The following is a 26,991-nucleotide window of genomic DNA, read 5'->3' on the forward strand; positions in this document are numbered from 1 at the left end:
CGCCATCGGGGTTAAATCGGGGTGAAGAGGGGTTCCGTCCCGGCCCGGCGGGGGGCCAGCCCCCCGCACCCCCCGGGATATTTGGATCTGGATGAAAAGGTCTGGCGCGCGCTTCCGTTTCATCCAGACGGAAATATCCCACGGGGGTGCGGGGGTGTGAAACCCCCGCTTTTTTGGCGGGTGCGGGGGTGTGAAACCCCCGCTCCTGTCAGCCAGCGCGGCGGTCAGGCGCCGAAGACCCGGGCGAAGATCGTGTCGACGTGCTTGGTGTGGTAGCCGAGGTCGAATTTCTCCTCGATCTCAGCGGGCGAGAGGGCGGCGGTCACTTCGGGGTCGGCCAGAAGCTCGGTCTTGAAATCGGCGCCCTTCTCCCAGACCTTCATCGCGTTCCTTTGCACAAGGCGGTAGCTGTCCTCACGGGAGACCCCAGCCTGGGTCAGCGCCAGCAGAACGCGCTGCGACATGACCAGGCCTTTGAACTTGTTCATGTTCTTGAGCATGTTTTCAGGGTAGACCACCAGCTTTTCCACCACGCCCGCCAGGCGGTGCAGCGCGAAGTCGAGGGTGATCGTGGTGTCCGGCCCGATCGCGCGCTCCACCGAGGAATGCGAGATGTCGCGTTCGTGCCAGAGCGCGACATTCTCCAGGGCCGGGGTGACGGCCGAGCGCACGAGGCGGGCGAGGCCGGTCAGGTTCTCGGTCAGGACCGGGTTCCTCTTGTGCGGCATGGCCGAAGAGCCCTTCTGGCCGGGCGAGAAGAACTCTTCCGCCTCCAGCACCTCGGTGCGCTGCATGTGGCGGATCTCGATCGCGAGGTTCTCGATCGAGGAGGCGATCACGCCGAGCGTGGCGAAGAACATCGCGTGGCGGTCGCGCGGGATGACCTGGGTCGAGATCGGCTCGGGGGTCAGGCCCATCATCTTGCAGACATGTTCTTCGACCGAAGGGTCGATATTGGCGAAGGTGCCGACCGCACCGGAGATGGCGCCGGTCGAAACTTCGGCGCGGGCGTTGATCAGCCGGGCGCGGCCCCGCGCCATTTCGGCGTAGAAGCGGGCGAAGGTCAGGCCCATCGTGGTCGGCTCGGCATGGATACCATGCGAACGGCCGATGCGGACGGTGTCCTTGTGCTCGTAGGCGCGGGCCTTCAGCGCCGCGAGCACCCGGTCAAGTCCGGCCAGAAGCAGGTCCGAGGCGCGGCAGAGCTGGATGTTGAAGGTGGTGTCGAGCACATCCGAGGAGGTCATGCCCTGGTGGACGAAGCGCGCCTCGTCGGCGCCCACGATCTCGGCCAGGTGGGTGAGGAAGGCGATCACGTCATGCTTGGTCACCGCCTCGATCTCGTCGATGCGGGCGACGTTGAATTCGGCGTCCTTGGCCTTCCAGACACCCTCGGCATGGGATTTCGGGATCACGCCGAGTGCTGCCTGGGCATCCATCGCATGGGCTTCGATCTCGAACCAGATCTTGAAGCGGGCTTCGGGCGACCAGAGGGCGACCATGTCGGGGCGGGAATAGCGCGGGATCATCGGGTGAGCCTTTCAGCGGAAGTTTCGCGGGAGCCTTGGCGGAGTTTGGGCGCGGGATGCGCCCCCTTAAGCCGCATGGGCTTTGGGTGCAAGATCGGCAGCCCGCTTTGGCGTTGAGCGCCGGGGGCAGGGGTGTAATCTGGGCCGGTACGAGGACTGTCCGGGGGAAGATGATGCGGTGGGTTCTGATCCTGGCCTGTCTGGCCACGCCGGTTCGGGCGGAGGAGAAGCTTGACGGTGCCGCGATCACAGCGGCGCTCAGCGGCCAGGCGCTGCACTTCGACGACGGCGCCGCGCAAAGCTTCAAGGCGGATGGCGAGACGGTCTATACCATGGGCAAGGAGAGCATCGGCCATTGGCAGGTGCAGGGTGACCGCTATTGCTCGGTCTGGCCGCCCTCGGACCATTGGGCCTGCTACGCGGTCAGCCGGGAGGGCGACAGCATCCGCTTTACCGCCGAGGATGGCAGTGCCAGTGTGGGCCATCTCGCGCCCCCGCCATGAGCCGGGCGCGGCGAAGGATCTGATGGAATTTGCGAGGAGGTGAGGCGATGGAAGTGGTCAGGGGCAAGGAGGTGACGATCACCTTCGACGGGTCGCGCTGCGTGCATTCGCGCAACTGCGTGCTGAGCCATCCGGAGGTTTTCGTGCCCAATGTCAAAGGCGAGTGGATCTATCCCGATGCCGCGCGGGCCGATGTGGTGCTGGCCTTGGGCGTCAACTGCCCCTCGGGGGCGATCAGGGTGGCGCGCAACGACGGCGGCGAAAGCTCGGATGCGGCGCCGGTGGTCAACCTGCTGCGGATCCGCGAGAACGGCCCCCTGGCCTTCGAGGCGCCCCTCTTGATGCGCGGCGTGGCGGAACCCGGGCCGCGGGCGACGCTCTGCCGCTGCGGCGCCTCGGCCAACAAGCCCTATTGCGACGGCAGCCACAATGGCGCGGGCTTCACCGCCACGGGCGAACCTGCGGTGAAGGAGGCGGCGGCCCTGGAGGTGCGCAATGGCGAGGTGGCGGTGACGCCCTTGCCCAACGGCCCCCTGAAGGTCACCGGCAACCTCGAGATCGTCTCGGGCACCGGCCATACGATCAACAAGGTCACCCAGACCTTCCTCTGCCGCTGTGGCCACAGCCAGAACAAGCCCTATTGCGACGGCAGCCACAAGGCGGCGGGGTTCGTGGCAGACTAACCTGTCCGGTAGGATGGGCGATGCGCCCATCTTCGGGGCTTTCGGAAGATGGGCAGATTGCCCATCCTACCTTGGGGCGTCTGAGCGCCCTTGGGCTAAACCTGATGGCCGCAATGGCCCTCTTCAAACTCCCAGACACCCTCCGCCTCGGCTGCTTGCATCAGGTGAAAGACCTTTTGAATGTCGGCATCCGGGGGAACATCGACGGCAAACAAATGGGATTTTCCGTGGGAATGGCCCTCGTAGGTGCAGCCCAGAAGGAAGAGCGGCTCCCAGGCCGCCTCGAACGCTGAAGAGGGCCATGGCACCCGCAACCGATAGGTCGAATGACCTGCGGAAAGGGCCAGGCTTGTGAAAAATAACCTGCCATCTTCCTCTTGGGCGCGGACCAGATCGCAAAAGCTGACCCCAAAGGCGTAGAAGGGCGAGTTGTCGAGCTCGAACACATTGGCCCCGGTGTCGGTCGCCACTCGCTTTGCCCAGAGGGATTCCACGGCAGCGCCATGCCAGGCGTCCGGGTCGAGGTGAAAATGCAGCTTGATCAGAGGGTCATCCACAGCGCGCCTTACCCCAGAAGACGCGGGTCGAAGGGGTAGGTCGTCAGCGTCTCGTAGCCGGCCTCGGTGATCAGCACCTGATCCTCCAGCTTGATCGAGAAATCGCCGCCCTCGGGCGAGACCAGCGCCTCCACACAGATCGTCATGCCGGCTTCCAGCGCATGGTCGAAGGAGCCTTCGACCCAGGCATCGGGATAGGGCACATAGGGCCATTCGTCGCATAGCCCGACGCCATGCATCTTGCAGGAATATTTCTGCTTCCAGTACTGCTCCTCCAGCTGGTGGCCGGAATGGACGATGTCGCGGATGCGGGCGCCGGGTTTCAGAAGCTCGCGGTTGACCTCGATATGGTCCAGCGCGTGCTGCATGGCCGAGATCATCGCATTGGAGGGCCGCGCATCGCCCACCCACCAGGTGCGCGAGATGTCGATGCAGATGCCATAGGCGCCGATGAGGTCGGTGTCGAAGGCCACGATCTCGTTGTTCTGCACGATTCGCGGCCCGCATTCCTGGAACCACGGATTGGTGCGCTTGCCCGAGGCGAGGAGCCGGGTCTCGATCCATTCCCCGCCGCGCTTGATGTTGCCCTTGTGGAGTTCCGCCCAGATCGCATCCTCGGACATGCCGCCCAGCGGCACGCCAAGGCGGGTCGCCTCCTCCATCTCGGCGATCGCGGCTTCGCAGGCGTGGTGGGCGCAGCGCATCGCGCGGATCTCGTCCGGGCCCTTGATCGCGCGGGTGCGCTCGGTGACCTCTTCGCCCTCCATCACCTCGAACCCGGCGCGTTCCAGCGCGCGCAGGCCGTGGATCATGATCTTGTCCACCGCCAGCCTGCGGTTGGTGCCGGCATGGGCGCGCATCACCTCGTCCACCTGGGCGGCAAAGTTTCTCGCGTCATTGGCCGAGGTGTCGCCGGTCACCGAATAGAAGAAGGACGCGCCGGAGCGGAGTTCCTTGACCAGGGGATTGAAGGTCACGAGGAAGGGCGAGTTCTTGTATTCCCACATCACCATGTGGCCATCGGCGCAGATCAGGCAGGCGCGGAACGGGTTGTGGCTGTTCCAGAGCTGCATGTTGGTGGTGTCGGTGGCGTAACGGATGTTCATCGGGTCGAACATCAAGAGCCCGCCATAGTCGCGTTCGACCAGCGCCGCCGTTAGCCGCTTCCAGCGGAACTCGCGCATCCGGGCGAGGTTGGGCAGCTCCAGCCCCGCCGCTTCCCATTCGCGAAAGGCGAGCTGGGTCGGGCCGATCTCGATCCGGTCATTGTCGTTGGGGGTCCCGTCCCCCAGCGTGGCCCCGCGCGAGGGGTCGATCTTGCGGCGGTCGGAATAGGCTTCGGCCATCGGGCGCTCCTGATGCGGCTGCGGAGCCGGAGAGACCGGTTCCGCCGCTCAGTCTGCGTCAGCGTGCGCCACAGGCTTTGCCGCAGCCGACGCCCCATGTCGCAAACGGGGGGCGCCCGGCCGATCGCCGGTCAGTGCCAGCCGCGGACCGAAGCCATGGCCTTGACCGTCTGGCCCAGCGGCGTCTGGGCCAGCCCGACCACGGTGCCCACGACCGCCATCATCCGCGCCGAAAAGCGGATATCCTCGCCCTTCAGCAGCGCATAGGTCATCACCGCAGCCCCCAGCGGCGCATAGACGAGGATCAGCGTCGCGTTCAGGCAATGCGCGGCAAGGCGGATCTGGGTGCTCGGGCGCTGCTCCTCCTCAACCTCTTCCGCGGCGGGGTAAAGCGCCCCGCGCAGACGCTGCAGCGCCTGGTCCTGCGGCAGCGGCAGATCGGGGACATCATTGGCCACGGAGGGCAGGGCTTCGGCATGTTTCTGCGCGCCAGAGGCGAAAAGCCCCATGCCGGCGCGCTTGGGCGGCGCGGCGGTCATCGGCGCGGCGGGCACGGCGGCGATCGGGGCCGCGAGGACCGGCGCAGCCACAGCCGGGCGCGGGGCTTGTGGCGCCGGAGCTTGGTCCGAGGTGTGGACCAGCGCCGGAGCCTTCACCGAGGCCCGCTGCCGGGGCGCCGATCTGTCGGTGGCAGGGGCGCCATCCTTCGGCACGACGCGCAGGTTGGGCAGTTCGGCGTTCAGGCTTTCGACGAGGTCGCTGTCCACCAGCGCCTCGATCTCTTGCCAGAGGATCGCGGCCGGAACGAAGCGGCCCTGCACCCTCTCGACCAGACGGGAGCACAGCGTGGCATGATCCATCCCGCCAAGCGCGCTCAGCGCCGAAAAGCGGTCCGGGGCGGCAGGGGTCTCGCCGTCCTGCGGCGTGGTCGAAGGGCCGACCGAGACGGTCAGGCAATTGCCCTGCGACGACCGGCCGAACTCGGCCGTGGCCAGCAGGATATGCGCCTCCGGCAGGTCGAAGGTCACAAGGTCTTCGGTATCCCAATGCAGCTGCGCGTCGCAGCCGCCCAGCCGGGTCAGCACCGTTTCCAGTTCTGAGACGATGCGGGCGAAGTCGAGCTCAAGTTCGTTGGGGTACAACACTTGGGCAATCGTGCTTGGAACGCGGTCCGTCATGGCGTTTCTCCACTTGGCATTTGGCAAGGGTACGGGACGATTGTGATCTAACCGCGCAACAATTGAGGTAATTGCAAGAAATTTAGTCAACTTGAGGTCGTGTTTTCGACACAAAGACAATGGCGATGGATGCGCGGGATTGTTCGCGGAACTTCGCCGGATCGCGCGGGGGAGGGCGCGCGCCCTGCCGCACAGGGGCTTTGCAAGCCTCGGGCAAGGCGGCTAGGATGCGGCATGGAACTTCGCCTCAAGTCCTTGTTGCCGCGCAGCCTTTACGGGCGGGCCGCCCTGATCCTCGTCCTGCCGGTCGTGGTGATCCAGCTTGTGGTCTCGGTCATCTTCATCCAGCGCCATTTCGATGGGGTCACCCGGCAGATGTCGCGGGACGTGGCGCTGGAGGCGCAATATCTGCTGGCCCAAGTGGAGGCGGCCCGCGACCGGCCCGCCGCAGAGGCCGCGGCCGAGGCGGTGGGGGCGGGGCTGGTGATGTCGGTCGATCTGCCGGCGATGGGGGTGCCGCCGGGCACCGACCAGCGCGACTGGCTGGATCTGTCGGGGCGCGAGGTCGGCTCGATCCTGCACGAGGCGCTGCCGGGGCTTGCCGCGGTCGATCTGACCGCCAACCCGCGGGAGGTGGTCCTGTGGATCGACACGCGCTTTGGCCTGATGCAGGTGCGGGTGCCGCGGGCAAGGGTCTCGGCCAGCAATCCGCACCAGCTTCTGGTCGTGATGCTGCTGGCCTCGGTCCTGATGACGGCGGTGGCCTTCGCCTTCCTGCGCAACCAGCTGGTGCCGATCACCCGGCTGGCCCAGGCAGCCGAGGCCTTCGGGCGCGGCCAGACCCTGCGCTACAAGCCGCGCGGCGCCATCGAGGTGCGGGCGGCGGGCATGGCCTTTCTGGACATGCGCGCCCGGATCGAGCGCCAGATCGAACAGCGCACGCTGATGCTGTCGGGGGTCAGCCATGATTTGCGCGGGCCGCTGACCCGGCTGAAGCTGGGCCTTGCCCTGCTGCCCGAGGATGAGGAGACCGAAGCGCTGCTCGGCGATGTCGAGGATATGGAGCGGCTGGTCGAAGAGTTCCTGTCCTTCGCCCGCGGCGATGCGATGGACGAAAGCGCGCTGATCGATCCGGCCGATCTGGTGCAGGAGGTGGTCGAAAAGGCCCGGCGCGGCGGCCTTGCGGTGACGGTGGCCCCCGCGCCGCAGGCGGGCGCCATGGCCAACACCCGGGTCCGGATGCGGCCCAAGGCGGTGGCGCGGGCGCTTGACAACCTTCTGGGCAATGCGACGCGCTACGGCACCCGTGGCGTGCTGAGCTATGTCCTGACCGAGCGTAGCCTGAAACTGGTGGTCGAGGATGACGGGCCGGGCATCCCCGAGGCGCGGCGCGAAGAGGCGATGCTGCCCTTCACCCGGCTGGATGCCGCCCGCGACCCCAACCGGGGCGGCGGCGTCGGCCTCGGCCTGTCGATCGCCGCCGACATCGCGCGCAACCACGGCGGCACGCTGCTTCTGGGCCGCAGCGAGGCGCTTGGCGGGCTGAAGGCAGAGCTGATCCTCGCCCGGTGAGCGGCTTTGCCGGGGGCGGGCGCTGCCTTGCGGGGCCGGGCCGGGGCTGCTAGGGCTTTGCTGATCAAAACCCTTGGGAATTGGCCCGTGACCGATACGCCGCACCAGACCTCCTCCGCGCGCCTCGTCGTGCAATCGCTGAGCCGCGCTTTCGGCGGGCGCAAGGTGGTGGCCGATCTGTCGCTGGTGGTGGAGGCGGGGCAGGTGACCTGCCTGCTCGGCCCCTCGGGCTGTGGCAAATCGACGACGCTGCGGATGATCGCCGGGGTGGAAACGCCCGACAGCGGCCGCATCCTGATCGACGGGGCCGAGGTCTTCGGCCCCGGGCGCAACCTGCCGCCCGAGGCGCGGGGCGTCGGGCTGATGTTCCAGGATTTCGCGCTGTTTCCGCATCTGACGGTGGCGGGCAATGTGGCCTTCGGTCTGGCCCGCGACGCCGCGCATCGCCAGCGCCGGGTCGACGAACTGCTGGAGAAGGTCAATCTCGCCGGCTTCGGCCCCAAGCACCCGCATGAGCTTTCGGGCGGGGAACAGCAGCGCGTGGCTCTCGCGCGGGCCCTGGCGCCGCGTCCGCGGGTCATGCTGATGGACGAGCCCTTCTCCGGCCTCGACAACCGGCTGCGCGACGGGATCCGCGATGCGACGCTCGACATCCTGAAGGAAGAGGGGGCGGCGGTGCTTCTGGTGACGCATGAGCCGGAAGAGGCGATGCGGATGGCCGACGAGATCGCCCTGATGCGCGCCGGCCTGATCATGCAACGCGGCGCGCCCTATAACATCTACAATGCGCCGGTCGACCGGGCGGCGGCAGCGTTTTTCAGCGATATCAACGTGATCCGTGGGATTTCCCGCGGCGCCTTGACCGAAACGCCCTTTGGCGCCTTCCTGACGCCGGGGCAGGTCGATGGCGCGGCGGTGGATATCGTGATCCGGCCGCAGCATCTGAAGATCGACTTCGACCGCGCCGGACGCGGCCCGAACCCGACACCGACCGAGGGCACGGCCGCCCGCGGCACCGTGACCCGCGCGCGGTTCCTCGGCCATGAAAGCCTGGTCGAGTTCCGGATGGAGTTCGACGGTTCTACCCTGACCGCCGCCGTGCCGGGGGTATTCCTGCCCAAGCCGGGCCTCGCGCTTTGGCTGATGATCCGGCGCGACCGCTGTTTCGTCTTTCCGGCCTGAGCCTCCGCTATAGGCGGGACCTGCTCAAGGCCGCGAATTTTCCGCGAAAATTCAAAAAGGAAGGGCGCTGAATTTTCGCAGAAAATTCGGGCGCGTCAGGCCTGGGCGCCTTGCCATTTGCGATAATCGGCCAGGCGTTTGCCGGCCTCGCGCGGGAAGATCTCGCCGCGCGGCACGATGTCGAGCAGCCGGTCCAAGCCGAAATCCTCGAACCGCGCCCTGGTCTCGCACCAGGCGCCGAGGGTCCAGCTCATGTCCGCAAGGGACAGGACCAGCGGGCGGATGTCGCGCTGGGTCAGCTTGCCCTCGGCGTCGAGGATCGCCACGGTCAGCCGCTCGCCTTGGCGGATCGCCTTGCGCAGGAGGGGAAGCTGCGGGCTCGTCCGCAGCGGTTCGGCGCTGCGGCTGGCGAAGAGGTCTTCGCCCTCGCCCTCCTCCCTTGGCCCTGGGGCCGCGGTGGCAATCTTGGTGGCAAGGCTGCGCGCGGCGGCGGCAAGGCCTGCATCGCTGCCCTCGGCCACCAGCCTCACGCCCTGGCGCAACGCCAGCATCTCGGCCGGGGTCAGGAGCATCGGCGGCAGGGTCAGGGGCGCGCGCAGGATGTAGCCCACGCCACGCTCGCCCTCGACCGGCATGCCCGAGGCCGCCAGCACCCCCATGTCGCGCCAGATCGAGCGGACCGAGACCCCCAGCCGCGCCGCGAGATCCGTCGCCCGGTGCAAGCGCCCGTCGCGCAGGATCTGGATCAGGTCGAACAGGCGGTCGGAACGCGGCATGGCAGGGTCTCGAAGGGCAGCCTCGGGCAGGCCCCAATGGCTTACTGACAGAATTATGTCAGTAAGGCCCCGCTTTCGCAAGCCGCCGCCGATTTTTGCCCCGCTTGACGCTTGCTCTCTCAGGCCCCAGGCGCAGAGTGTGCGCCAGCAGGGCCGCATGCCGCGGCCACAGGAGGTTTCCCATGCACATGTCTTCGCCGCTCGGCATTCTCGTCATCGCCATTGTCGTCCTTGTCCTCTTCGGCAAGGGCAAGGTTTCGTCCCTGATGGGCGAAGTGGGCAAGGGCATCAACGCCTTCAAGAAGGGCATCGATGAAGGCAAGGCCGAAATGGCCAATGAAGAGACCACGACCACCACGACGACCGTCGTCGCCAAGGACGTGACCCCCATCGAAAAAGACCAGGCCTGAAGGCCGGATTGACAGATCATGTTCGGATTCGATTGGCCTGAGCTTATCATCATCGGCATCGTGGCGCTGATCTTCATTGGCCCTGAAGACCTGCCCGATATGTTCCGCCAGCTGGGGCGTTTCACCGCCAAGCTGCGCCAGATGAGCCGCGAGTTCTCGCGCGCGATGGAGCAGGCCGCCAAGGATACCGGCGTGAGCGACGTGGCGCGCGACCTCAAGACTTCGACCTCGACCAAGTCGCTTGGCCTCGACAAGGTCCGCGAGGCCGCCGACAAGTTCGAAAAGTGGGACCCGATGAAGCACACGGCCAATCCCACGGTCAACCCGACGATGCCGGCGCGCAGCCTGACCCCGCCGCCCTTGCCCGCGACCCCGCCGACCGCCCTTGCGGCTGCGGTGGAAGCGGCACCCGTGGTGCCGGAAGTCACCATCACTGAGGCGGCGATCGCCGAAGAGATGGACGACGATCTGGCCGCGATTGCCGAGCATGAAGAGTTCGAGGCGGCGCAGGCCTCCCCGGCCACCACCTCGGCCGTCGTTGTTGCAGAACCCGCGCGCGGCCCGGTGCCAGACCCGGCCAAGGAGGCCTTCTACGACAAGCTGGCCCTGCGCAGCCAGGTCCTGAAGGAACAGACCGAAAAGCTGAAGGCGATCGAGGCGGGGACCTATGTGCCCGAACCCGCAGCGCCGCCGGTCGCGCCGCCCGCCCCGGTTGAGGTCGCGGCCAAGGCCAAGCCCGCGGCCAAGCGGACGGCCAAGCCCAAGGCCGCTGCCGCCGAAAAGACCGGGGCCACGGCAGACACCGCCGAGACGCCGAAGAAAAGCCCGCGCAAGAAGAAGGCGGACAACGCATGAGCCAGACCGAAGACCTCGACGGCAGCGCAGCCCCGCTGATCGAACACCTCAAAGAGCTGCGCAACCGGATCATCATCTCGATCGGCGCCTATGTCGCCGCCTTCATGATCTGCTATGTGGCCTGGAGCTATGTCTTCGCCTTCCTGTCGCGCCCGATGTGCCAGGCCCTGGCCGCGCGCGGGCAGGAATGCGAATTCGTGCTGATCAAGGTGCAGGAAGGCTTCTTCGTCACCCTCAAGATCGCGATGTGGGGCGGCTTCGTCCTGGCCTTCCCGGTCATCGCCTTCCAGCTCTGGCGCTTCGTGGCGCCGGGCCTTTACAAGAACGAGCGGCATGCTTTCCTGCCCTTCCTCCTCGCCTCGCCGATCATGTTCGTCCTCGGCGCGGGCTTTGCCTATCTGGTGGTGCTGCCCTTCGCCTTCGACTTTTTCCTGAGCTACCAGGACAGTTTCAAGGCGGCGATGCAAAGCACCAATCCGCTGGCGAATGTGCCCAAGGGCGTGGTTTTCCAGGGTTCGGTCGAGGCGTTCTTCGCGCTGACCATGCAGTTCCTGATGGCCTTCGGCCTGTGCTTCCAGCTGCCGGTGCTGCTGACGCTGATGGGCAAGGCCGGGCTGATCGGCTCCAAGGGGCTGAAATCGACGCGGAAATATGCGGTGGTGGCGATCCTGATCGTCTCCTCGATGATCGCGCCGCCCGATGTCACCTCGATGCTGATCCTGTTTGCGGTGATCTATCCGCTCTACGAAGTCTCGATCTGGATCATCGTCTACTTTGAAAAGCAGGCCGAAAAGCAAGCCAAGCTCGACGGGACCTGGGAAGAGCCGGACGAGGACGAATGACTGAGTTGGAACGGATCGCGGCGGCGCTGGAACGTCTGGCGCCGCAGCCCTTGCCCGCCCCGGATTTCGCGGCGGCCGAGGCTTTCGTCTGGCACACCGGCCCCGACCGGCTGGAGCCGGTGGCGCGGGTGTCGCGGGTGGATGTGGGGCTTCTGGTCGGCATCGACCGTTCGCGCGACACGCTGTGGGAAAACACCCGCCATTTCGCCCGTGGTCTGCCCGCCAACAACGCGCTCCTCTGGGGCGCAAGGGGGATGGGGAAAAGCTCGCTCGTCAAGGCGATCCATGCCTCGGTGCGGGCCGAGGGACATGATCTGAAGATCGTGGAACTCAGCCGCGAAGATCTGCCCTCGGTCCAGCGCCTCTTGAGCCATCTGCGGGCGGCGCCCTGCCGCTTCATCCTCTTCTGCGACGATCTGTCGTTTTCCAGCGATGACCAGCATTACAAGTCGCTGAAGGCGGTGCTCGATGGCGGGATCGAGGGGCGGCCGGAGAATGTGCTCTTCTACGCCACCTCGAACCGCCGCCACCTGATGCCGCGCGAGATGATCGAGAACGAACGCTCGACCGCGATCACCCCCGGCGAGGCGGTGGAGGAGAAGGTCTCGCTCTCCGACCGCTTCGGCCTCTGGCTCGGCTTCCACCCCTGCACGCAGGACGATTACCTCGCCATGATCCGCGGCTACTGCGCGGCGCATGGTCTGGTGATCCCGGAAGAACGGCTCTGGGCGGAAGCGATCGAATGGCAGGCGACGCGCGGATCGCGCTCGGGCCGGGTGGCCTGGCAGTTCTTCTGCGACCTCGCCGCCCGCGAGGGCGTGGCGCTCTGACCTGAACCCAAGCCGCTCTGCGGACCCGGCTGGGAGGGCTTACCACCCTCCCAGACCCACCCCGTGGATATTTATGGACCGATGAAAAGGGTTAACAGAACCTTTATTTCATTGGTCCATAAATATCCCACGGAGGGGTCCGGGGAGGTGTGAAACCTCCCCGGCGCCTGCCAAGGGCGCGCGCTGTCCTATTGCAGGTAGGTCAGCGGGTTGACCGATTTCTGGCCCTGACGGACCTCGAAATGCAGCTGGGCCGGGTTGCCGCTGCGCACGGTGCCGAGGGTCTGGCCGCGCTTGATGGTGGCATCCTTGGCAACACTGGCGGAATCGAGCCCGGCGTAGACGGTCAGCAATCCATCGGCATGGCGCAGGATGACGATCAGCGCCCCCGAGGAGGAATCGTGGGTGATCACCGCCACGCTGCCATCCTGGGCGGCATGGACCGCGCTGCCGGCGGAGGAAGCGATGTCGATGCCCTGGTTGGTCTTGCCGTCATAGCTGCGGATGATCTTGCCATCGACCGGCATCGCCATCGCCGCGGCCGAGGCCTTTGTGCGCTGGCCGCCGAGATCCGGGGCGGGCGGGGCGGTGCGGGCGGCTTCGGCGGCGCTCACGGTCTTTTCGGTCGGCAAGGGCAGGCTGGCCGAGGGCGGCTCGGGCGTGGGCGAGCCTTCGCCGGGCAGTGTCGTCTCGACGGCGGCGGCGGAAGCGCCCGGCAGGCGCGAGATGTCGGTCGGGGTCGGGATGATCAGATACTGGCCCTCTCGCACCGAGAGGTCGGGGCCGAGCCCGTTCCAGTCGGCCAGCGCCTTGGCCGAGATGTTGAACTGGCGCGCGATGGTGAAGGCGGTCTCGCCGCGCTTGACCTGATAGCGCACCGGCACCGGGCCCGAGCCCGTGGTCGAGAAGGGCGTGCCGTTGCTCTTGGGCGTCGTGGTGCCGCTGGCGGTGGGCGTGCCCGAGGCCGGGCCGACGCGGTCCAGCGCGGTGGTCGCGATCGCCGCCACGTCGATGCCGCCCGCCGTGCCCTGGTCGGGCATCACCGTACCGGGCAGGGCGGCGGGATTGGCGGCGATCCGGACTGGCAGGGCCAGGATCTCGCCCTGGCGCAGCGTGTCGCCGACCTGCAGCGCGTTATACGAGGCAAGCTGCCCCGCCGGAATGTTCAGCCGCGCCGCGACCGAGGCCACGGTATCGCCGCGCCGGGCCGCCACGACCTGATAGCCGGGATAGGAGATCACCCCGTTGCTGTCCGCCGCCGGCCGCGCCGCCGTGCTGTTCTCGGCCGCCGAAGAGGTGCCGCCGCCATTGTTGCGCAGATCCCAGTCGAGATTGCCACTGTTGGCACAGGCCGACAGGAGCAGCGCCGCCATCAGAGGCAGTGCCTTGCCACGCCCGATCATCCCCAAAATCCTGTCGTCGCTCATCGCCATCCCAACCCTCTGGCCCCGCCTTGCGCCCGTTCCTTCCGGGCTGTGCTTATTCCGTTCCCAGACCCTCGACCAGCGGCACGAACCGCACCGGGCGAAGCTCTTCGTAATCGTAGCCGCTTTGCAGCCGCGTCACCTTGATCAGGCTTTGCACTGTATCGGACTGTCCCACCGGCAATACCATGATACCGCCGATCTTCAACTGCGCCAAGAGAGGGCCCGGCGGGTCCTCGGCCGCGGCGGTCACCAGAATCCGGTCGAATGGCGCCTGATCGGGCAGGCCAAAGCTGCCATCGGCGGCAAATGCCGTGATATTGACCAGACCGAGGTTGCGAAACACCTCCTGCGCCTCGCGCACCAGGCGGCGGTGGCGGTCCACGGTATAGACCCTGCGGCAGAGGAGGCTGAGGATCGCGGCCTGGTAGCCCGAGCCGGTGCCGACCTCCAGCACCTTGTCGCGCGCCTGCACGTCCAGCGCCTGGGTCATCAGCCCCACGACCGAGGGCTGCGAGATGGTCTGGCCGCAGGAGATCGGCAAAGGCATGTCCTCGTAGGCGCGGCTGGCGAAAAGGCCGCGCACGAAGGCGCCGCGGTCGATCCGCTCCATCGCCTGCATGACGCGGGCATCGGTCACGCCATGGCTGCGCAGCGCGTAGATGAAGCGCATCTGCCGCTCGGCCACCTCGCGGGCAGGATCGTCAGATGGCGCGTCGGGGTCGCTCATGCGAGGGCTGCCGAAAGGTCCGCCAGAAGGTCATGCGCGGTCAGGTCGGCGCGCAGGGGCGTGACCGAGATATAGCCTTCCACATTGGCGGTGATGTCCGAACCGGGCAGGGTGGCGCGGCCCTGTTCGCCGCCCTTGATCCAGAGGAACTGCCGCCCGGTCGGCGAGACATGCGGCTCCAGCGAGAAGGAGGAGTAGCGGCGGAAGCCCTGGTCGGCCACGCGCAGGCCCTTGACCTCGGCGGCGGGCAGGGCGGGGAAGTTCACGTTGTAGAAGACCCGGTAATCGGCCTCGTCCCAATGGCCCCGGTCCAGAAGCTTGCGCACCAGCGCCGCGCCATGCTGGACGGCGGCCTCGAAAGGTTCGTCCAGCTGGGCATTCTTCGGGCCGAAGAACTGCGACATCGCAATGGATTTCACCCCCTGCAGGGCGGCTTCCATCGCGCCGCCGATCGTGCCGGAGTAGAGCACATTCTCGCCCGAATTGTTGCCACGGTTGACGCCGGACAGGACGAGATCGGGCCGCGCATCCTTCATCACATAGTACAGCCCCGCCAGCACGCAATCGGCGGGCGAGCCTTCGGCGGCATAGCGGCGCGGCCCAAGCTCGGCGATCATCGTCGGATGGGTGTAGCTGATGCAATGGCCGACGCCGGATTGTTCGAAGGCCGGCGCCACGACCCAGACCTCGCCGTCGGGGCCTGCAATCTCGGCCGCGATCTGCTCCAGCACCTTCAGGCCGGGCGCGTTGATTCCGTCGTCGTTGGTGATGAGAATGCGCATGAAATCCCCTTTTCTCCCTGATAGACGAGGGGGGGCGAGGGGGCAAGCGCAGGCCACGCCTCTGGCAGCAATGGCTGTGGATAGAGGAAATTTGGCGGCTTTTGCCACACAGGTCGGGGCCGGGGTGCCCGATCCGGGGCGCAGGCTGTGGATCCGTTAAGCCGCGCTCTGGGCGCCGGAGTCGGGGCCTGCGGTCAGGGTGGCGAGATAGCCGGTCTGGATCAGTTCCATCCCCTCGGCCAGGTTATGCGCCATCTGGTCGATGGCGGCGAGGCTGCGGGCGATGATCATGTTGCGGTCATGCAGCTGGTTGATCGTCGCATTGATCCGCATCCCCTCGGCCCCGATGCGGGCGCTTTCGACGCGGCCCATGACGGTGATGGTTTCGAGGCTCAGCATGGCGCGGCGCAGGTCGGTGCTGGCGATGTGGATCTTGCCGCCAAGCGCCACCGCCTCGGCCAGGGCCGCGGTCGCGCTCTGGCGCAGCTGGGCGTCGAGGGCGGCGAGATGGCGTGCCTCCTCTGCCATGGCGATGCCCGATCCGGTCATGTCCTCACTCGTGGTGGCGGCGATCATTTCGGTCATCAGGCAGGAACAGGTCATCGCGAACATAGCGCCTTCGAAGCGGTCGGCCATCCGCCGGCAAAGCGAGGCCTCGCCCAGCAGGAAGGAGCCGACCTTGGCGAAGATATCGGCGGACATCATCAGGTAAATGTCCGAGATCGCCCCGACCGGCCCGCCGGTCGGTTCCAGCCGCGAGGCGAGGATGCGCATGTTGGTGGGCAGGATGCGCAAGCCGTCGAATTCCTTCACCAGAACTTCCTGGGCGGCGATGATGGTGGCGATGTTCTTGCGCAGCTGGCCGACCTCCGCCATCGCGGTGCGCTGGTGCATCCGGGCGGCGCGGGCGGCATATTCCTCGGCCAGGGCCTGGCGCATGAAGGCGGTGTAGCTGGCAAAGCCCATCTGGGCGAGGGCCGCCGTCAGCCGCGCCAGCGACGCCTCGACCGTCAGCCCGGCGCGTTCGGCGGCGCTGAGTTCGGCATAAAGCGCCTGGACGCGGGCGAAGAGGGCTGAGCTTGGCTTGATGCGGACCGACAGATAGCCGGTGCCGAAGGGCAGGACGGTGGCCAGCACCCAATAGGGCTGACCCGCACGCGTCTTGTTGCAGACATAGGCCACGACGGGTTCGCCCTTCTGGACCCGCGACCAGAGCAGCGCGAAGACGGCGCGCGGTGTTATGGGATGGCGGACGATCCTGTGCGGCGCGCCGATCAACTCGCTCCAGTCAAAGCCCGCAACCCGTTGAAACACCGCATTTCCCGCCAGAATGACCCCGCGCGCATCGGTGCGGGAATAGAACATCTCCGCAATGTCATAGGCGGCTTCGGGCCCGAGGATCAGCGGGGCTGCGGCTTCGGCGGTGGCGGAGGAAGGACACATGCGGGAAGGGCCTTATGCAGGGCTTTCGCCTTGGTTCTAGGCCACAGTCGCTAAGAAAGTGTCACTGGCCTAAGCCTCGGCGCCGATTTTGTGCCGGCCCTGACGGGATCAGGCCACGCTGTCGGGGTCGGCGGCGCGGTAGCCGATGCCGGGCTCGGTCAGGATCAGGCTGGGCTGGGCGGGGTCGGCCTCGATCTTCTGGCGCAGCTGGCCGATGAAGACGCGCAGATAGGGCACATCCTCGACATGGGCGGGGCCCCAGATCCGGCCCAGAAGCTGGCGGTGGGTCAGCACCCGGCCCGGGGTTTCGACCAGCGCCACCAGAAGGTCGAACTCCTTCGGCGTCAGGCGCAGGGGCTGGTCGGCGCGGAAGGCCTGATGCGCGTCAAGGTCGATGTCGAGCGGCCCGAGCCGCAGCCGCGTGCTGGGCGCGCTGCGCGCCGGGCGCAGGCAGACGCGCAGCCGGGCCAGAAGCTCGCCGATGGCAAAGGGTTTGCCGACGAAATCATCGGCGCCAAGGTCCAGCGCCATGATCTTCTCCATCTCCTGGTCGCGCGCCGACAGCACGATGATCGGCAGGGCGGATTTCGCGCGCACCGCCTCGATCACCTCCTTGCCGTCGCGGTCGGGCAGGCCGAGGTCGAGGATCATCAGGTCGGGCTTGCGCGCGGCCAGTTGGGTCAGCGCCTCGGCGGCGGAGCCTGCGAGGCAGATGTCATAGCCGCTCGCCCCCAGGGCATGGGCAAGGAAGCGTTGGATCTGCGGTTCGTCATCGACGATCAGGATCAGGGCGCGCGTTTCAGGCATCGGAGGCTTTCGGCAGGGAACGGGGCACTTGGGTGTCGGGCGGGATCGGCAGGGCAAGACGGGCGGTGCTGGGGCTTTCGGTCATGGTCAGATCGCCGCCCAGCACCCGGGCGATGCCCTTGGCTACCGCCAGCCCCAGACCGTTCATCCCCAAGGGAGGGCGCGGATCGGAACTCGCCAGCCAGTCGCGCACCGGTGCCGGGGCGCCCGCGCCCTGATCGGCCACCGTCAGGATCAGCGCCTGCCCGTCCTGCGCTGCGTGGAGGGTGATCGGCGCCTTGCCGTGGCGCAGGGCATTCTCGATCAGGTTGAAGACGGCCTGTTCCAGAAGTCCGGCCTCGGCGCGCAGCATCGGCAGGTCCTGCAGGGCGGCGGGCTCGATCACCGCCTGTGGCCAGGCGCGGCGGGCGCGGGCGGCGGCGGCGCGGGCCACGTCGCCGGCATCGACCCAGGCCAGCGCCGGGCGCAGGCCGGCCTGCAGGCGAGTCATCTGCAGAAGGTTCGTCACATGGCGGTTGAGGCGCGCCGCTTCCTCTTCGATGGCGGTCAGAAGATCGGCCTGGGCCGCCGCCGAAAGGTCGGGGCCAAGATCCTTCAGCGCGGTCGCAGCCCCGAGGATCGTCGCCAGCGGCGTGCGCAGATCATGGCTCAGCGAGGCGAGGAGCGCCGAACGCGTCGCCTCCGCCTCGGCGCGCTGGCGTTCGCTTTGCGCGCGGGCGGCAAAGTCGAGCCGTTGCAGCGCGGCGCGGGTCTGGCGGCAGAGCACGTCGATGGCGGCGGTGCGCAAGCCCGCCTCGGGGCCGAAGAGCGGCACATGGCCGAGGGCCAGCGCGCCGGGGCTGGCCTCGGTCTGGCCGGGGTCGCCAGCAGAGACATCGAGCGGCAGGATGGTCAGATGCGCCCCGGGGCCGCCATCGGCGGGGGCGGGCTGACTGCGGCTTTGGCGCAGCGCGCGTTCGACGGCTTGCAGATCGGCATCGCTGGGCCGCGTGCCGGGGCTGGTGGTGACCACCACCGGACCGGTGGCATCGGCACGAAAGGCCGCGGCCCCGCCCCCGGAAAGCGCGGCAAGATGGCCCGTGGCGCTGGCCAGCACGCTCTCGGCATCCGCCGCGCTGCCGAGATCGGCGGAAAGGGCGGACAGGACGCCCAGCACCTCGGCCCGGCTCGATGCCGCGGCCGCCTGGTCATGCAGGCGCCCGGTCAGAAGCCCCGCCAGTCCCGCCACGAAGAGAAAGACCAGAAGCGTGATCAGATCCTGCGCATGCGAGATGTGGAGCGTGAACAAAGGCTCGGTGAAGAGGAAGTTCAGCACGAAGAAGGCCAGCGCCGCCGCAACCAGCCCCGACCAGAAGCCATAGGCGACCGAGGCCACCAGCACCGAGGTCAGGAAGATCAGCGGCATCACCGGGCCGGGCAGGGCGTCGCCCCCAAGCGTCGCAAGCCCGGCCGCGATGCCGACGAGGGCCAGGGTCGCGGCGAGTGCGGCCAGATCGGGCGGCTCGGGCAGGGCGGGCAGGTCGGGCAGCGCCGGGGCCGGGCGGGGGGCGGCGCCTTCGGCCGCGCCTGCGAGGGGAATCGGCACCGCCGCCGCCGCGGGGCGGCTGTCCGGTTCGGCCATTCGGGCGCTGTCAAAGGGGCTTTCGGGCGGGCTCATGGCCTTTCATCGCGCCCTTCGGCCCCCGCTGTCCACGCCCTTTCGCGGGTCTTTATGCAATCCTTATGCCGGCCCCCGCCTTTCCCATCGTTTCCTTACGCCGAAGGGCAGAGAAGGACCCCGCCGCCCCTAGGCGGTGCCACGTCCGGAGCTTTTATGTCCTCGCCTTCCGCGAACCCGCCGTCTCTACTCATGTCCACGGCCCTTCCCCCCGCAGCAAACCTTTCCTCCACCCCCGTCCCGGCAGCCTGCACCCCCGCCGCCGATCCGGCGCTGGACCATGGCGGCCATGGCAAACAGGGGCTTCTGACCTTGTCGCTGGCGGCGATCGGCGTGGTTTACGGCGATATCGGCACCTCGCCGCTTTACGCCTTCCGCGAGGCGATGCGGGCTGCCGGTGCCAGCCATGGCGGGGTGCAGGAATCGGATGTGCTGGGGGTTCTGTCGCTGATCACCTGGTCGCTGATGCTGATCGTGACCTTCAAATATGTGCTGATCCTGATGCGCGCAGACAACCAAGGCGAGGGTGGCACGCTGTCGCTCTTGGCGCTGGCGCAGCGCTCGCTCGGTGGCAAGCTGCCCTGGGTCCTGGCGCTGGGGCTGATCGGGGCCGCGCTCTTTTACGGGGATGCGGCGATCACGCCGGCGATCTCGGTCCTGTCGGCCGTCGAGGGCTTGAGCCTCGTCACCACCGCCTTTGACCCCTATATCCTGCCGATCTCGATCGTGGTCATCGTCGTCCTCTTCGCGGTGCAATACCGCGGCACGGCGACGATGGCGCGCTTCTTCGGTCCGATCACGCTGGTCTGGTTCGTGGCGCTGGCGGTTGGCGGCCTTATGCACATCAGCCAGCGGCCCGAGGTGCTGATGGCGCTGAGCCCGAGCTTTGCGGTCAGTTTCCTTGCCGAAAACGGCATGCTGGGGCTGGTGGTTCTGGGCGCGGTCTTTCTGGCCGTCACCGGGGCCGAGGCGCTTTACGCCGACATGGGCCATTTCGGGAGGTTGCCGATCCAGCTGGCCTGGCTGATCGTGGCCCTGCCGGCGCTCTTGCTCAACTACTTCGGGCAGGGGGCGCTGATCCTTGGCGATGCCACGGCGATGGAGAATCCCTTCTTCCGGCTTTACCCCGATGCGGCGCTGTTGCCGATCGTGGCACTGGCCACGGCGGCCACGATCATCGCGAGCCAAGCCGTGATCTCGGGCGCCTATTCGCTGACCCGGCAGGCGATCCAGCTGAAGCTTTTGCCCCGGATGCGGATTCGCCACACCTCGGACGCGCAGGAAGGTCAGATCTACATGTCGGCTGTCAATGGCGTGCTGCTGGTCGCGGTCCTCGTGCTGGTTCTGGTGTTCCGCGGCTCTTCGGCGTTGGCCTCGGCTTACGGCATCGCGGTCACCGGCACGATGGTGGTGACGGCGACGCTGGCGATGATCGTGGCGCACAAGCATTGGGGCCTGCCGAAATGGCTGGCCGTGGGCATGATGCTGCCCTTCCTTGCGCTGGATCTGACCTTCTTCGGCGCGAACCTGTTGAAACTCTTCGAGGGCGGCTGGCTGCCTCTGGGGCTGGCCACGCTGATGGTGATCCTGATGTCCAGCTGGATGCGGGGCACGGCGGTGGTTCTGGCCAAGGAAGCCAATGGCGACCTTGCCCTGGCCACGCTGCTGCGCCAGATCAATGCCAAGCATATCGCCAATGTGCCGGGGACGGCGGTCTTTCTGACCTCGGCGCCGGATTTCGCCCCGGCGGCGCTGCTGCACAGCCTCAAGCACTTCAAGGTGCTGCACGAGAACAACGTGATCCTGACCATCGTCACCGCCGCCGTGCCGCGGGTCGCCCCCGAGCAGCGGGTGGTCATGTCGGACCTTGCGCCGCATTTCCGCAAGGTGACGCTGACCTGGGGCTATGCCGAAGAGCCGGACGTGCCCGAGGGGCTGGCCTTGTGCCGCAAGCTCGGGTGGAAGTTCGACATCATGTCGACCTCCTTCATCCTGTCGCGGCGCAGCCTGCGCCTGTCGTCGCGGCGGCAGATGCCGGGCTGGATGGCGCGGCTCTTCATCCTGATGGCGCGCAACTCGGCCCCGGCCTCGGACTATTTCCACATCCCGGCGGGGCGCGTGGTGGAACTGGGCACCCAGGTCAACGTCTGACCCTGCCCGCAAGGAAACAGCCGCCCCGGAGGACCCGGGGCGGCTCTTTCATGGCGTGGCTGCGGTATCAGAACAGCAGCTTGTAGGTGTTGCCCAAGGTGTCGGTCACCCGACCGGTGCCGCTTTCGGTGCCCGAGCCGCTGATGAAATGGCCCTGAACCCGGGTGCCGTCGTTGCAGATCGCATAGACCTCGCCCGAGTTGATGCCGGCCACGTCCTTGGAGGAATTGGTATAGCTGCCGCCGGTGTCGCGCAGGCCAAGCTTCAGCCCGCGCTCGTGGCTGGCCACCTTGGGCGCGACCGAGGTCCAGGTGCCCTTGCAATAGACCTTGCTCGGCGGCGGCATCCTGAAGCCGATGTCGCCGGAAGTCTCGGTCCGGTAGGTCGTGGCAATCGAGATGACCTGCGACGGATGGGCGAGGGCGATCGGCCCCTCGATCGGATAAAGCCGCATGTCGACCGATTTGTCGCCACAACCGGCCAGACCGGCCAGCGCGGCCAGAAAACAGATCTTGCTCAGAACACGCATCGTCACGGATGTACCACCCAGGCCCCTGGGGGCGCATGACACGGCCCCCTTGTTTCGCCCCGGTTTATGTCATCGCAGGCCAGAAGGCCAGAGTCGCCGCCGCAGATGACGCCCCCCTGCCGCAGCCGTGATCGGCAGGAATTTGCCACGCGGCAGGATTTGGGGCCGCAAACGATTCCCCTGCTGTCCTGGAGGCGCATCGGCAAGGCCAAGCGCCTCTGACGCCCGTCAGACTCACCGGACGACAGGTTCCGGGAGGCAGAGAAACAGGCGGGTTCCGGGCAAACTTTGCTGACCGAACAACCCCTGAGGCCCGGCAGAAAAGACGCGACGACGCCCGGGTGAACCGGTGTCGTCTCGCGCGCTTTCAGGGGTAGTTGGCTGGGGCGCTAGGATTCGAACCTAGGTATGGCGGTACCAAAAACCGCTGCCTTACCGCTTGGCGACGCCCCAACTGCGGCGGTATTTAGCGGGGTCTTTCGGGGGCTGCAAGAGGGTTTGGCCGGAAAATGATGCAAAAAAATCCGGACGTTGAAAGCGGCCCTTTCGCAGTCTAACAGAGGCTATGGAACAGGTTGATGTCGTAATCCTCGGGGCTGGCGCTGCCGGCATGATGGCTGCCATCGAAGCCGGGCGGCGCGGGCGGCGGGTGCTGGTGATCGATCACGCGGCTGCGGCGGGCGAAAAGATCAGGATTTCCGGGGGCGGGCGCTGCAACTTCACCAACCTCGGCACCGGGGTCGGACAGTTCCTGTCGCGCAATCCGCGCTTTGCCCTGTCGGCGCTCAAACGCTTCACCGCGCAGGATTTCGTGGCGCGGGTCGATGCGGCGGGGATCGCCTGGCATGAGAAGACCCTCGGGCAATTGTTCTGCGACGGCTCGGCCAAGGAGATCGTCGCGATGCTTCTGGCCGATATGGGGCGGGCGCGGGTGGCCTTGTGGCTGAAGTGTTCGCTGGGAGAGGTGCGCCGCGCGGGGGCGGGATTCGTGGTGGAGACCGAGCGCGGGCCGGTGCAGGCGGGCAAGGTCGTGGTGGCGACCGGGGGCAAGTCGATTCCGAAGATGGGGGCCACGGGCTATGGCTATCGGGTGGCCGAGGCTTTCGGCCTGCCCCTGACCGAGACGCGGCCGGCGCTGGTGCCGCTGACCTTTGCCGAGCAGGAGCTGGCCTGGATGGCGCCCCTGGCCGGGGTTGCCCTGCCCGTGACGGCGCGGGCGGCGCAGGGGCCGGGGTTCGACGAGGCGGCGCTTTTCACCCATCGGGGGCTGTCGGGGCCGGCGATCCTGCAGATCTCGAGCTTTTGGCGCGAGGGGCAGGGGGTGCGGCTGGCGCTGTGCCCCGGGGTCGATGTGGCGGCGGCCCTGCGGGCGGCCAAGGCGGCCAATGGGCGGCAGGTCTTGCGGACGGCTTTGGCGGCTTTGCTGCCGGAGCGGCTGGCGCGGGTGGTGGCGGGGCAGCTCGGGCTTGGCGAGGCGATGCTGGCCACCCTCTCCGGCGCCGAGCTGGAGCGGATCGCGAAGGTCTTGCAGGACTGGAGCCTGATGCCGGTCGGGTCGGAGGGCTACCGGACGGCGGAGGTCACGCTGGGCGGGGTGGATACGGCGGCGCTGGATGGGCGGACGATGGAGGCGAAGGCGGTGCCGGGGCTCTATTTCGTGGGCGAGGTCGTCGATGTGACGGGATGGCTTGGTGGGTATAATTTCCAATGGGCCTGGTCCTCGGGCTGGGCGGCGGGGCAGGCGGTGTGAAAGGGGCGGGATTGCACGCGTGCAATCCTTGGCAAGGCCTTGTTATGGATGGGTTTTGCGAATTTTCTTAAGGTTTCGTTAGGATATGGCCGGGAGCCAGAGGCGCGCCTGCGGCGCAAGGTCTTGTCTCGCCTCTGGCCTTCGGCCAACCGGCTCGGGCGAAGGGCCTCCGGCGGGAGTATTTTGGCAAGGAGCAAGGAGGGGGAGGTCTGGCCGGGTTCTGGCCCCGGCCTTCTCTTGGCTTAAAGCCGCAGGGGGGCGGCCTTGGCGAGGCGGTCGAAGTCCATCAGGCTTTCGATCAGGCCTTTCATGTCTTTCAGGTAAACCATGTTCGGGCCGTCGGAGGGGGAATTGTCGGGGTCCTGGTGGGTTTCGAGGAAGACGCCGGCGATGCCGAGCGAGACGGCGGCGCGGGCCATGACCGGGGCGAAGCGGCGGTCGCCGCCCGACGAGCTGCCCTGGCCGCCGGGTTGCTGCACCGAATGGGTGGCATCCATGATCACCGGATAGCCGGTCTGCGCCATCACCGTCAGGCCGCGCATGTCGGTCACCAGGGTGTTGTAGCCGAAGGAGACGCCGCGCTCGGTCAGGAGGATCTTCTCGTTGCCGGTCGAGGCGACCTTGGCCGCGACATTGGCCATGTCCCAGGGGGCGAGGAACTGGCCCTTCTTGATGTTGATCACGGCCCCGGTTTCCCCGGCGGCCAGGAGAAGGTCGGTCTGGCGGCAGAGGAAGGCCGGGATCTGGATCACATCGACCACCGCGGCGGCGCGGCGCGCCTGTTCGGCGTCGTGGATGTCGGTCAGGACCGGCATGCCCATGGCGCGCACGGCGGCCAGCACCTTCAGACCCTCGTCGATGCCAAGGCCGCGGCGGCCCTTCAGGCTGGTGCGGTTGGCCTTGTCGTAGCTCGCCTTGAAGACATATTGCGCACCGGCCGCGGCGCAGACCTCGGCCATGTGGCCGGCGATCATCTGGGCATGGTCGAGGCTTTCCAGCTGGCAGGGGCCGGCGATCACCAGAAGCGGGCGGTCGTTGGAGGCCGTGAGGCCACCGATCTTGACGTCTTTCATCACAGTGTTCCTAAAGGGGCCACAAAGTTCGGGCCTTAGCCCGAAACCTGCTCGCGCAGGATGGCGATGGTCATCGAGATCATCAGGTAGATGCCGCCAAAGATCAACATGACGACCAGCGTATTCTCGAAAGCGCGCGGATAGCTGGGCGTGTCGGGCGGCAGGGGTTCGACGGCGAGTTCCAGGTAACGGGTCTGGCGCTGCGCCTCGATCCGTGAGGTTTCCATCGCATTGGTGGCCTGGGCCAGCATCATCTGCCGGGTTGCCACATCGGCGGTGGCCATGACCATCTGGCTTTGCACCGAGGCCAGCGAGGGGCCGGTGCTGTTGTCTTGCGTGAGGCCGGCGCGCAGCTGCTTGATCTGATCCTCCAGCGTGTTGATCCGGGTGATCACCGGGTCCATCCTCGCCTGGTTCGGGTTGGGATTGGACTGCATCTGCGCCAGCGAGAGCTTTTCGGTCATCACCTGGGCGTTCAAGGCGCCGATCTGGCTGGTGACCAGCCCGGCCTCGACATCGGCGCTGAGGGTCTTGTACTTTTCCTGCAGCTCGACCAGGTGGGTCTGGGCGGATTGCAGCTTGACCTGGGCATCGTCGAAATTGGCCTTGGCACTGTTTTCCTGGTCGCCGCGCAGGCGGGCGGTCATCTGGTCGACCTGGCCTTCGGCATAGCCGACGAGGGCCTTGGAAAACTCCACCGCCTTGGCCGGGGTCGCAGCCGAGACCTCCATGTTGATCAGCCCCTCGGTCGGGTCATAGCTGACCTTCACATAGCGCTGATAAAGGTTGTAGGTCTGGGCGATGCTGGCCTTTTCCGGCAGGCGCTGGATCGGGTCGATCTTCGGGTCGGAGAAATGGGCGCGAAAGCCGTTGTCGTCGTCGAGCCGTTCCATCGCGGCGATGGATTGGAGGTAGTTCTGCACCGTCACCGAATCCTGCGAGGTGGCAAAGGCCGTCCCGGTGAAGAGCGAGGAGAATTGCGAGGCGGCGGTGGCCTGCTGGATCACGAATTTCGTGGTCACCGAATACATCGGCGTGGCGACCATGAAGTAATACCAGCCCGCCATCAGCGTCGGCAGGAAGACGAAGACGGCGAGTTTCGACCACATCAGCGCCAGTTTGCGGCGTCGGCGCGAGAGGATGTCGCTTTGAATCCGCCGCACCTCGGCGATATGGGCCTCTTCGACGCGCACCTCGGTTGAGGGCAGCGGCACCGGCTTGACGGTCTGCGGCAGGCGGTCCTGGCCGCCCTTGGAGACGGTCAGCGCGCGCGAGGGTTCGAGGTCTTCTTCCGGCAATCCGTCGCTGTCGCCCTGCACCAGTTCGAGAACGGCCGAGCGGCCGAAAGGGTCGATGCCGGACCGGCGCAGCAGGCGGACGGCGTCGAAATCGGAGGTGGCGGGCAGGCCGTGTTTCTGCGCCAGCCGCCGCGCGACGCGAAGCTGGCGGCCGGTCAGACCCTCGCGCCGGATGGCGTCGATATCCTCGGGGGCCGAGGCACTGTCGCCAGCGGTCAGGGTGGCGGTCCCGGCGGAAGGTTCGGGGCGCAGAAAGCTTTGATTGCCAAAGCCGTCATCGGTTTCGGCGGGCATGAAGGCGTCATCGCCGAAGCGCTGCGGCGCCAGTGCGGTGTTGCCCTGCACGGAAGGGGTGACCGGGGACGCCATGACAGGGGCCACGGCGGCGGGGTCGGGCTTGCGGGTGCGAAAACGGCTAATTGTGAGCTTCGTAGTCATACAGCTGTTTCGCTTCTTGCAAAGTTTCGAACATGTAAAGCTGGCCGTTCTTCAGCACCGCGGCCGAGCGGCAGAATTTCTCCAGCGTCTTGGGCTGGTGGCTGACGATGATCACCGTGGCATTCTGCAGCCGCTGGCGCAGGATCGAGCCGGCCTTGCGGTTGAACTCCACATCCGTGGTCGAGGGCATGCCTTCGTCGATGAGGTAGATGTCGAACTCCAGCGCCAGCATCAGCGCGAAGTTGAAGCGCGAGCGCATGCCCGAGGAATAGGTGCCGACCGGGCGGTCGAAATATTCGTCGATGGCGCAGAGCCAGCGGCAGAAGCTTTCGACGTAATCGGGGTCGAGGCTGTAGAGCCGGGCGATGTAGCGGGCATTCTCGGTCGCGGAATGTTTCGAGACGAGGCCGCCCATGAAGCCCAAGGGAAAGGAGATGCGCGAGGTGCGGCGGATCACCCCTTCGTCGGGTTTTTCGAGGCCCGCCATCATGTTGATGATCGTGGTCTTGCCGGTGCCGTTCTTGGCCAGAATGCCGAGCGAATGGCCCAGCGTGACCTTGAACGAGGCCCGGTCGAGAATCACCTTGCGGCTTTTCCCGGTCCAGAAACTTTTGCTGACATTCTCGAATTCGATCATGTCGTTCTG

25 protein-coding genes and 1 tRNA gene are annotated in these 26,991 nt (G+C 67.0%); 10 read left to right on the forward strand and 16 right to left on the reverse strand.

The window, feature by feature from the left end; translation table 11 throughout:
• Positions 1-224: 224 nt before the first annotated feature.
• Positions 225-1,529 (reverse strand): adenylosuccinate lyase, encoded by a 1,305-nt coding sequence (gene purB / locus AC1DZT_RS22910; RefSeq protein WP_478008968.1) that lies wholly within the window; start codon positions 1,527-1,529, stop codon positions 225-227.
• A gap of 173 nt (positions 1,530-1,702) precedes the next feature.
• Here purB and AC1DZT_RS22915 point away from each other — a divergent pair, with 173 nt between their 5' ends.
• Positions 1,703-2,032 carry a hypothetical protein gene (locus AC1DZT_RS22915; RefSeq protein ID WP_478008969.1) on the forward strand — a complete coding sequence of 110 codons (330 nt, stop codon included), beginning with the start codon at positions 1,703-1,705 and terminating at the stop codon, positions 2,030-2,032.
• Positions 2,033-2,079: 47 nt separating this feature from the next.
• Complete coding sequence (locus AC1DZT_RS22920; RefSeq protein ID WP_478008970.1) at positions 2,080-2,715, forward strand: CDGSH iron-sulfur domain-containing protein; 636 nt, start codon at positions 2,080-2,082, stop codon at positions 2,713-2,715.
• 95 nt (positions 2,716-2,810) lie between these two features.
• On the opposite strand, the gene AC1DZT_RS22925 is transcribed toward AC1DZT_RS22920, so the two are convergent.
• From AC1DZT_RS22925 to AC1DZT_RS22935, 3 genes are all read right to left on the reverse strand, one after another.
• A complete protein-coding gene (locus AC1DZT_RS22925; RefSeq protein ID WP_478008971.1) occupies positions 2,811-3,272 on the reverse strand; it encodes a DUF4265 domain-containing protein in 462 nt (153 codons plus the stop codon).
• An 8-nt stretch (positions 3,273-3,280) separates the two neighbouring features.
• Positions 3,281-4,618 (reverse strand): dimethylsulfonioproprionate lyase DddP, encoded by a 1,338-nt coding sequence (gene dddP, locus AC1DZT_RS22930; RefSeq protein ID WP_478008972.1) that lies wholly within the window; start codon positions 4,616-4,618, stop codon positions 3,281-3,283.
• 131 nt (positions 4,619-4,749) lie between these two features.
• A complete protein-coding gene (locus tag AC1DZT_RS22935; protein WP_478008973.1) occupies positions 4,750-5,796 on the reverse strand; it encodes a hypothetical protein in 1,047 nt (348 codons plus the stop codon).
• A 234-nt stretch (positions 5,797-6,030) separates the two neighbouring features.
• Here AC1DZT_RS22935 and AC1DZT_RS22940 point away from each other — a divergent pair, with 234 nt between their 5' ends.
• Together AC1DZT_RS22940 and AC1DZT_RS22945 are read left to right on the forward strand one after the other, a co-directional pair.
• On the forward strand, positions 6,031-7,368 hold the full coding sequence (locus AC1DZT_RS22940; protein ID WP_478008974.1) for an ATP-binding protein: 1,338 nt from the start codon (positions 6,031-6,033) through the stop codon (positions 7,366-7,368).
• A gap of 87 nt (positions 7,369-7,455) precedes the next feature.
• Positions 7,456-8,550 (forward strand): ABC transporter ATP-binding protein, encoded by a 1,095-nt coding sequence (locus AC1DZT_RS22945; protein WP_478008975.1) that lies wholly within the window; start codon positions 7,456-7,458, stop codon positions 8,548-8,550.
• A gap of 95 nt (positions 8,551-8,645) precedes the next feature.
• Here the strand turns inward: AC1DZT_RS22945 and AC1DZT_RS22950 are convergent, their stop codons facing one another.
• The gene (locus AC1DZT_RS22950; RefSeq protein WP_478008976.1) at positions 8,646-9,326 is read right to left on the reverse strand and encodes a helix-turn-helix transcriptional regulator; all 681 of its coding nucleotides are present in this window, start codon (positions 9,324-9,326) and stop codon (positions 8,646-8,648) included.
• A 182-nt stretch (positions 9,327-9,508) separates the two neighbouring features.
• On the opposite strand from AC1DZT_RS22950, the gene AC1DZT_RS22955 reads away from it, so the two are divergent.
• The 4 genes from AC1DZT_RS22955 to AC1DZT_RS22970 are packed head-to-tail and all read left to right on the forward strand — an operon-like array spanning position 9,509 to position 12,263.
• On the forward strand, positions 9,509-9,736 hold the full coding sequence (locus AC1DZT_RS22955; protein WP_478008977.1) for a twin-arginine translocase TatA/TatE family subunit: 228 nt from the start codon (positions 9,509-9,511) through the stop codon (positions 9,734-9,736).
• An 18-nt stretch (positions 9,737-9,754) separates the two neighbouring features.
• Positions 9,755-10,591, forward strand: a complete 837-nt coding sequence (locus tag AC1DZT_RS22960; RefSeq protein ID WP_478008978.1) for a Sec-independent protein translocase subunit TatA/TatB — start codon at positions 9,755-9,757, stop codon at positions 10,589-10,591.
• A complete protein-coding gene (gene tatC, locus AC1DZT_RS22965) occupies positions 10,588-11,433 on the forward strand; it encodes a twin-arginine translocase subunit TatC (protein WP_478008979.1) in 846 nt (281 codons plus the stop codon). Before AC1DZT_RS22960 ends, tatC begins: the two co-directional genes overlap by 4 nt.
• Positions 11,430-12,263 carry an ATP-binding protein gene (locus AC1DZT_RS22970; protein ID WP_478008980.1) on the forward strand — a complete coding sequence of 278 codons (834 nt, stop codon included), beginning with the start codon at positions 11,430-11,432 and terminating at the stop codon, positions 12,261-12,263. Before tatC ends, AC1DZT_RS22970 begins: the two co-directional genes overlap by 4 nt.
• Positions 12,264-12,451: 188 nt before the next feature.
• Here AC1DZT_RS22970 and AC1DZT_RS22975 read toward each other — a convergent pair whose 3' ends face one another.
• From AC1DZT_RS22975 to AC1DZT_RS23000, 6 genes are all read right to left on the reverse strand, one after another.
• Positions 12,452-13,696, reverse strand: a complete 1,245-nt coding sequence (locus tag AC1DZT_RS22975) for a peptidoglycan DD-metalloendopeptidase family protein (protein ID WP_478008981.1) — start codon at positions 13,694-13,696, stop codon at positions 12,452-12,454.
• Positions 13,697-13,742: 46 nt separating this feature from the next.
• Positions 13,743-14,417, reverse strand: a complete 675-nt coding sequence (locus AC1DZT_RS22980; protein ID WP_478008982.1) for a protein-L-isoaspartate(D-aspartate) O-methyltransferase — start codon at positions 14,415-14,417, stop codon at positions 13,743-13,745.
• Complete coding sequence (surE, locus tag AC1DZT_RS22985; protein WP_478008983.1) at positions 14,414-15,199, reverse strand: 5'/3'-nucleotidase SurE; 786 nt, start codon at positions 15,197-15,199, stop codon at positions 14,414-14,416. Before surE ends, AC1DZT_RS22980 begins: the two co-directional genes overlap by 4 nt.
• Positions 15,200-15,355: 156 nt before the next feature.
• Positions 15,356-16,642 carry a PAS domain-containing protein gene (locus AC1DZT_RS22990; RefSeq protein ID WP_478008984.1) on the reverse strand — a complete coding sequence of 429 codons (1,287 nt, stop codon included), beginning with the start codon at positions 16,640-16,642 and terminating at the stop codon, positions 15,356-15,358.
• A gap of 108 nt (positions 16,643-16,750) precedes the next feature.
• Positions 16,751-17,449 carry a response regulator gene (locus AC1DZT_RS22995; RefSeq protein ID WP_478008985.1) on the reverse strand — a complete coding sequence of 233 codons (699 nt, stop codon included), beginning with the start codon at positions 17,447-17,449 and terminating at the stop codon, positions 16,751-16,753.
• Entirely contained in the window at positions 17,442-19,106 is a 1,665-nt protein-coding gene (locus AC1DZT_RS23000; RefSeq protein ID WP_478008986.1) for a DUF4118 domain-containing protein, read from the reverse strand. The genes AC1DZT_RS22995 and AC1DZT_RS23000 overlap by 8 nt, the downstream gene beginning before the upstream one ends.
• Positions 19,107-19,298: 192 nt before the next feature.
• Between AC1DZT_RS23000 and AC1DZT_RS23005 the strand changes: the two genes are divergently transcribed.
• Positions 19,299-21,257, forward strand: coding sequence for a potassium transporter Kup (locus AC1DZT_RS23005; RefSeq protein WP_478008987.1), 1,959 nt, complete (start codon positions 19,299-19,301; stop codon positions 21,255-21,257).
• A gap of 67 nt (positions 21,258-21,324) precedes the next feature.
• Here AC1DZT_RS23005 and AC1DZT_RS23010 read toward each other — a convergent pair whose 3' ends face one another.
• On the reverse strand, positions 21,325-21,786 hold the full coding sequence (locus AC1DZT_RS23010) for a hypothetical protein (protein ID WP_478009026.1): 462 nt from the start codon (positions 21,784-21,786) through the stop codon (positions 21,325-21,327).
• Between the two features lie 378 nt (positions 21,787-22,164).
• Positions 22,165-22,239 (reverse strand) — tRNA-Gln (locus AC1DZT_RS23015).
• A 112-nt stretch (positions 22,240-22,351) separates the two neighbouring features.
• Between AC1DZT_RS23015 and AC1DZT_RS23020 the strand changes: the two genes are divergently transcribed.
• The gene (locus AC1DZT_RS23020) at positions 22,352-23,536 is read left to right on the forward strand and encodes a BaiN/RdsA family NAD(P)/FAD-dependent oxidoreductase (protein WP_478008988.1); all 1,185 of its coding nucleotides are present in this window, start codon (positions 22,352-22,354) and stop codon (positions 23,534-23,536) included.
• 242 nt (positions 23,537-23,778) lie between these two features.
• Here the strand turns inward: AC1DZT_RS23020 and kdsA are convergent, their stop codons facing one another.
• The 3 genes from kdsA to AC1DZT_RS23035 are packed head-to-tail and all read right to left on the reverse strand — an operon-like array spanning position 23,779 to position 26,982.
• On the reverse strand, positions 23,779-24,609 hold the full coding sequence (gene kdsA, locus AC1DZT_RS23025) for a 3-deoxy-8-phosphooctulonate synthase (protein WP_478008989.1): 831 nt from the start codon (positions 24,607-24,609) through the stop codon (positions 23,779-23,781).
• 35 nt (positions 24,610-24,644) lie between these two features.
• Positions 24,645-26,345, reverse strand: a complete 1,701-nt coding sequence (locus AC1DZT_RS23030; RefSeq protein WP_478008990.1) for a KpsE/RkpR family capsule polysaccharide export protein — start codon at positions 26,343-26,345, stop codon at positions 24,645-24,647.
• Entirely contained in the window at positions 26,323-26,982 is a 660-nt protein-coding gene (locus tag AC1DZT_RS23035; protein WP_478009027.1) for an ABC transporter ATP-binding protein, read from the reverse strand. Before AC1DZT_RS23035 ends, AC1DZT_RS23030 begins: the two co-directional genes overlap by 23 nt.
• Positions 26,983-26,991: the final 9 nt, after the last annotated feature.

Source organism: Rhodobacter sp. P1_C2, assembly GCF_056406375.1.

What these genes read in the sequence shown, in the direction of transcription:
- tatC (WP_478008979.1), top strand. Translation starts at nt 10,588, where the DNA reads ATGAGCCAGACCGAAGACCTCGACGGCAGCGCAGCCCCGCTGATCGAA.
- AC1DZT_RS22990 (WP_478008984.1), bottom strand. Translation starts at nt 16,642, where the DNA reads ATGTGTCCTTCCTCCGCCACCGCCGAAGCCGCAGCCCCGCTGATCCTC.
- AC1DZT_RS23000 (WP_478008986.1), bottom strand. Translation starts at nt 19,106, where the DNA reads ATGAGCCCGCCCGAAAGCCCCTTTGACAGCGCCCGAATGGCCGAACCG.
- AC1DZT_RS22970 (WP_478008980.1), top strand. Translation starts at nt 11,430, where the DNA reads ATGACTGAGTTGGAACGGATCGCGGCGGCGCTGGAACGTCTGGCGCCG.
- purB (WP_478008968.1), bottom strand. Translation starts at nt 1,529, where the DNA reads ATGATCCCGCGCTATTCCCGCCCCGACATGGTCGCCCTCTGGTCGCCC.
- AC1DZT_RS22975 (WP_478008981.1), bottom strand. Translation starts at nt 13,696, where the DNA reads ATGGCGATGAGCGACGACAGGATTTTGGGGATGATCGGGCGTGGCAAG.
- AC1DZT_RS22995 (WP_478008985.1), bottom strand. Translation starts at nt 17,449, where the DNA reads ATGCCTGAAACGCGCGCCCTGATCCTGATCGTCGATGACGAACCGCAG.
- AC1DZT_RS23030 (WP_478008990.1), bottom strand. Translation starts at nt 26,345, where the DNA reads ATGACTACGAAGCTCACAATTAGCCGTTTTCGCACCCGCAAGCCCGAC.
- AC1DZT_RS23010 (WP_478009026.1), bottom strand. Translation starts at nt 21,786, where the DNA reads ATGCGTGTTCTGAGCAAGATCTGTTTTCTGGCCGCGCTGGCCGGTCTG.
- dddP (WP_478008972.1), bottom strand. Translation starts at nt 4,618, where the DNA reads ATGGCCGAAGCCTATTCCGACCGCCGCAAGATCGACCCCTCGCGCGGG.
- AC1DZT_RS22935 (WP_478008973.1), bottom strand. Translation starts at nt 5,796, where the DNA reads ATGACGGACCGCGTTCCAAGCACGATTGCCCAAGTGTTGTACCCCAAC.
- kdsA (WP_478008989.1), bottom strand. Translation starts at nt 24,609, where the DNA reads ATGAAAGACGTCAAGATCGGTGGCCTCACGGCCTCCAACGACCGCCCG.
- AC1DZT_RS22960 (WP_478008978.1), top strand. Translation starts at nt 9,755, where the DNA reads ATGTTCGGATTCGATTGGCCTGAGCTTATCATCATCGGCATCGTGGCG.
- AC1DZT_RS22980 (WP_478008982.1), bottom strand. Translation starts at nt 14,417, where the DNA reads ATGAGCGACCCCGACGCGCCATCTGACGATCCTGCCCGCGAGGTGGCC.
- AC1DZT_RS23035 (WP_478009027.1), bottom strand. Translation starts at nt 26,982, where the DNA reads ATGATCGAATTCGAGAATGTCAGCAAAAGTTTCTGGACCGGGAAAAGC.
- AC1DZT_RS22950 (WP_478008976.1), bottom strand. Translation starts at nt 9,326, where the DNA reads ATGCCGCGTTCCGACCGCCTGTTCGACCTGATCCAGATCCTGCGCGAC.
- AC1DZT_RS22915 (WP_478008969.1), top strand. Translation starts at nt 1,703, where the DNA reads ATGCGGTGGGTTCTGATCCTGGCCTGTCTGGCCACGCCGGTTCGGGCG.
- surE (WP_478008983.1), bottom strand. Translation starts at nt 15,199, where the DNA reads ATGCGCATTCTCATCACCAACGACGACGGAATCAACGCGCCCGGCCTG.
- AC1DZT_RS22920 (WP_478008970.1), top strand. Translation starts at nt 2,080, where the DNA reads ATGGAAGTGGTCAGGGGCAAGGAGGTGACGATCACCTTCGACGGGTCG.
- AC1DZT_RS22940 (WP_478008974.1), top strand. Translation starts at nt 6,031, where the DNA reads ATGGAACTTCGCCTCAAGTCCTTGTTGCCGCGCAGCCTTTACGGGCGG.
- AC1DZT_RS22955 (WP_478008977.1), top strand. Translation starts at nt 9,509, where the DNA reads ATGCACATGTCTTCGCCGCTCGGCATTCTCGTCATCGCCATTGTCGTC.
- AC1DZT_RS23020 (WP_478008988.1), top strand. Translation starts at nt 22,352, where the DNA reads ATGGAACAGGTTGATGTCGTAATCCTCGGGGCTGGCGCTGCCGGCATG.
- AC1DZT_RS23005 (WP_478008987.1), top strand. Translation starts at nt 19,299, where the DNA reads ATGTCCACGGCCCTTCCCCCCGCAGCAAACCTTTCCTCCACCCCCGTC.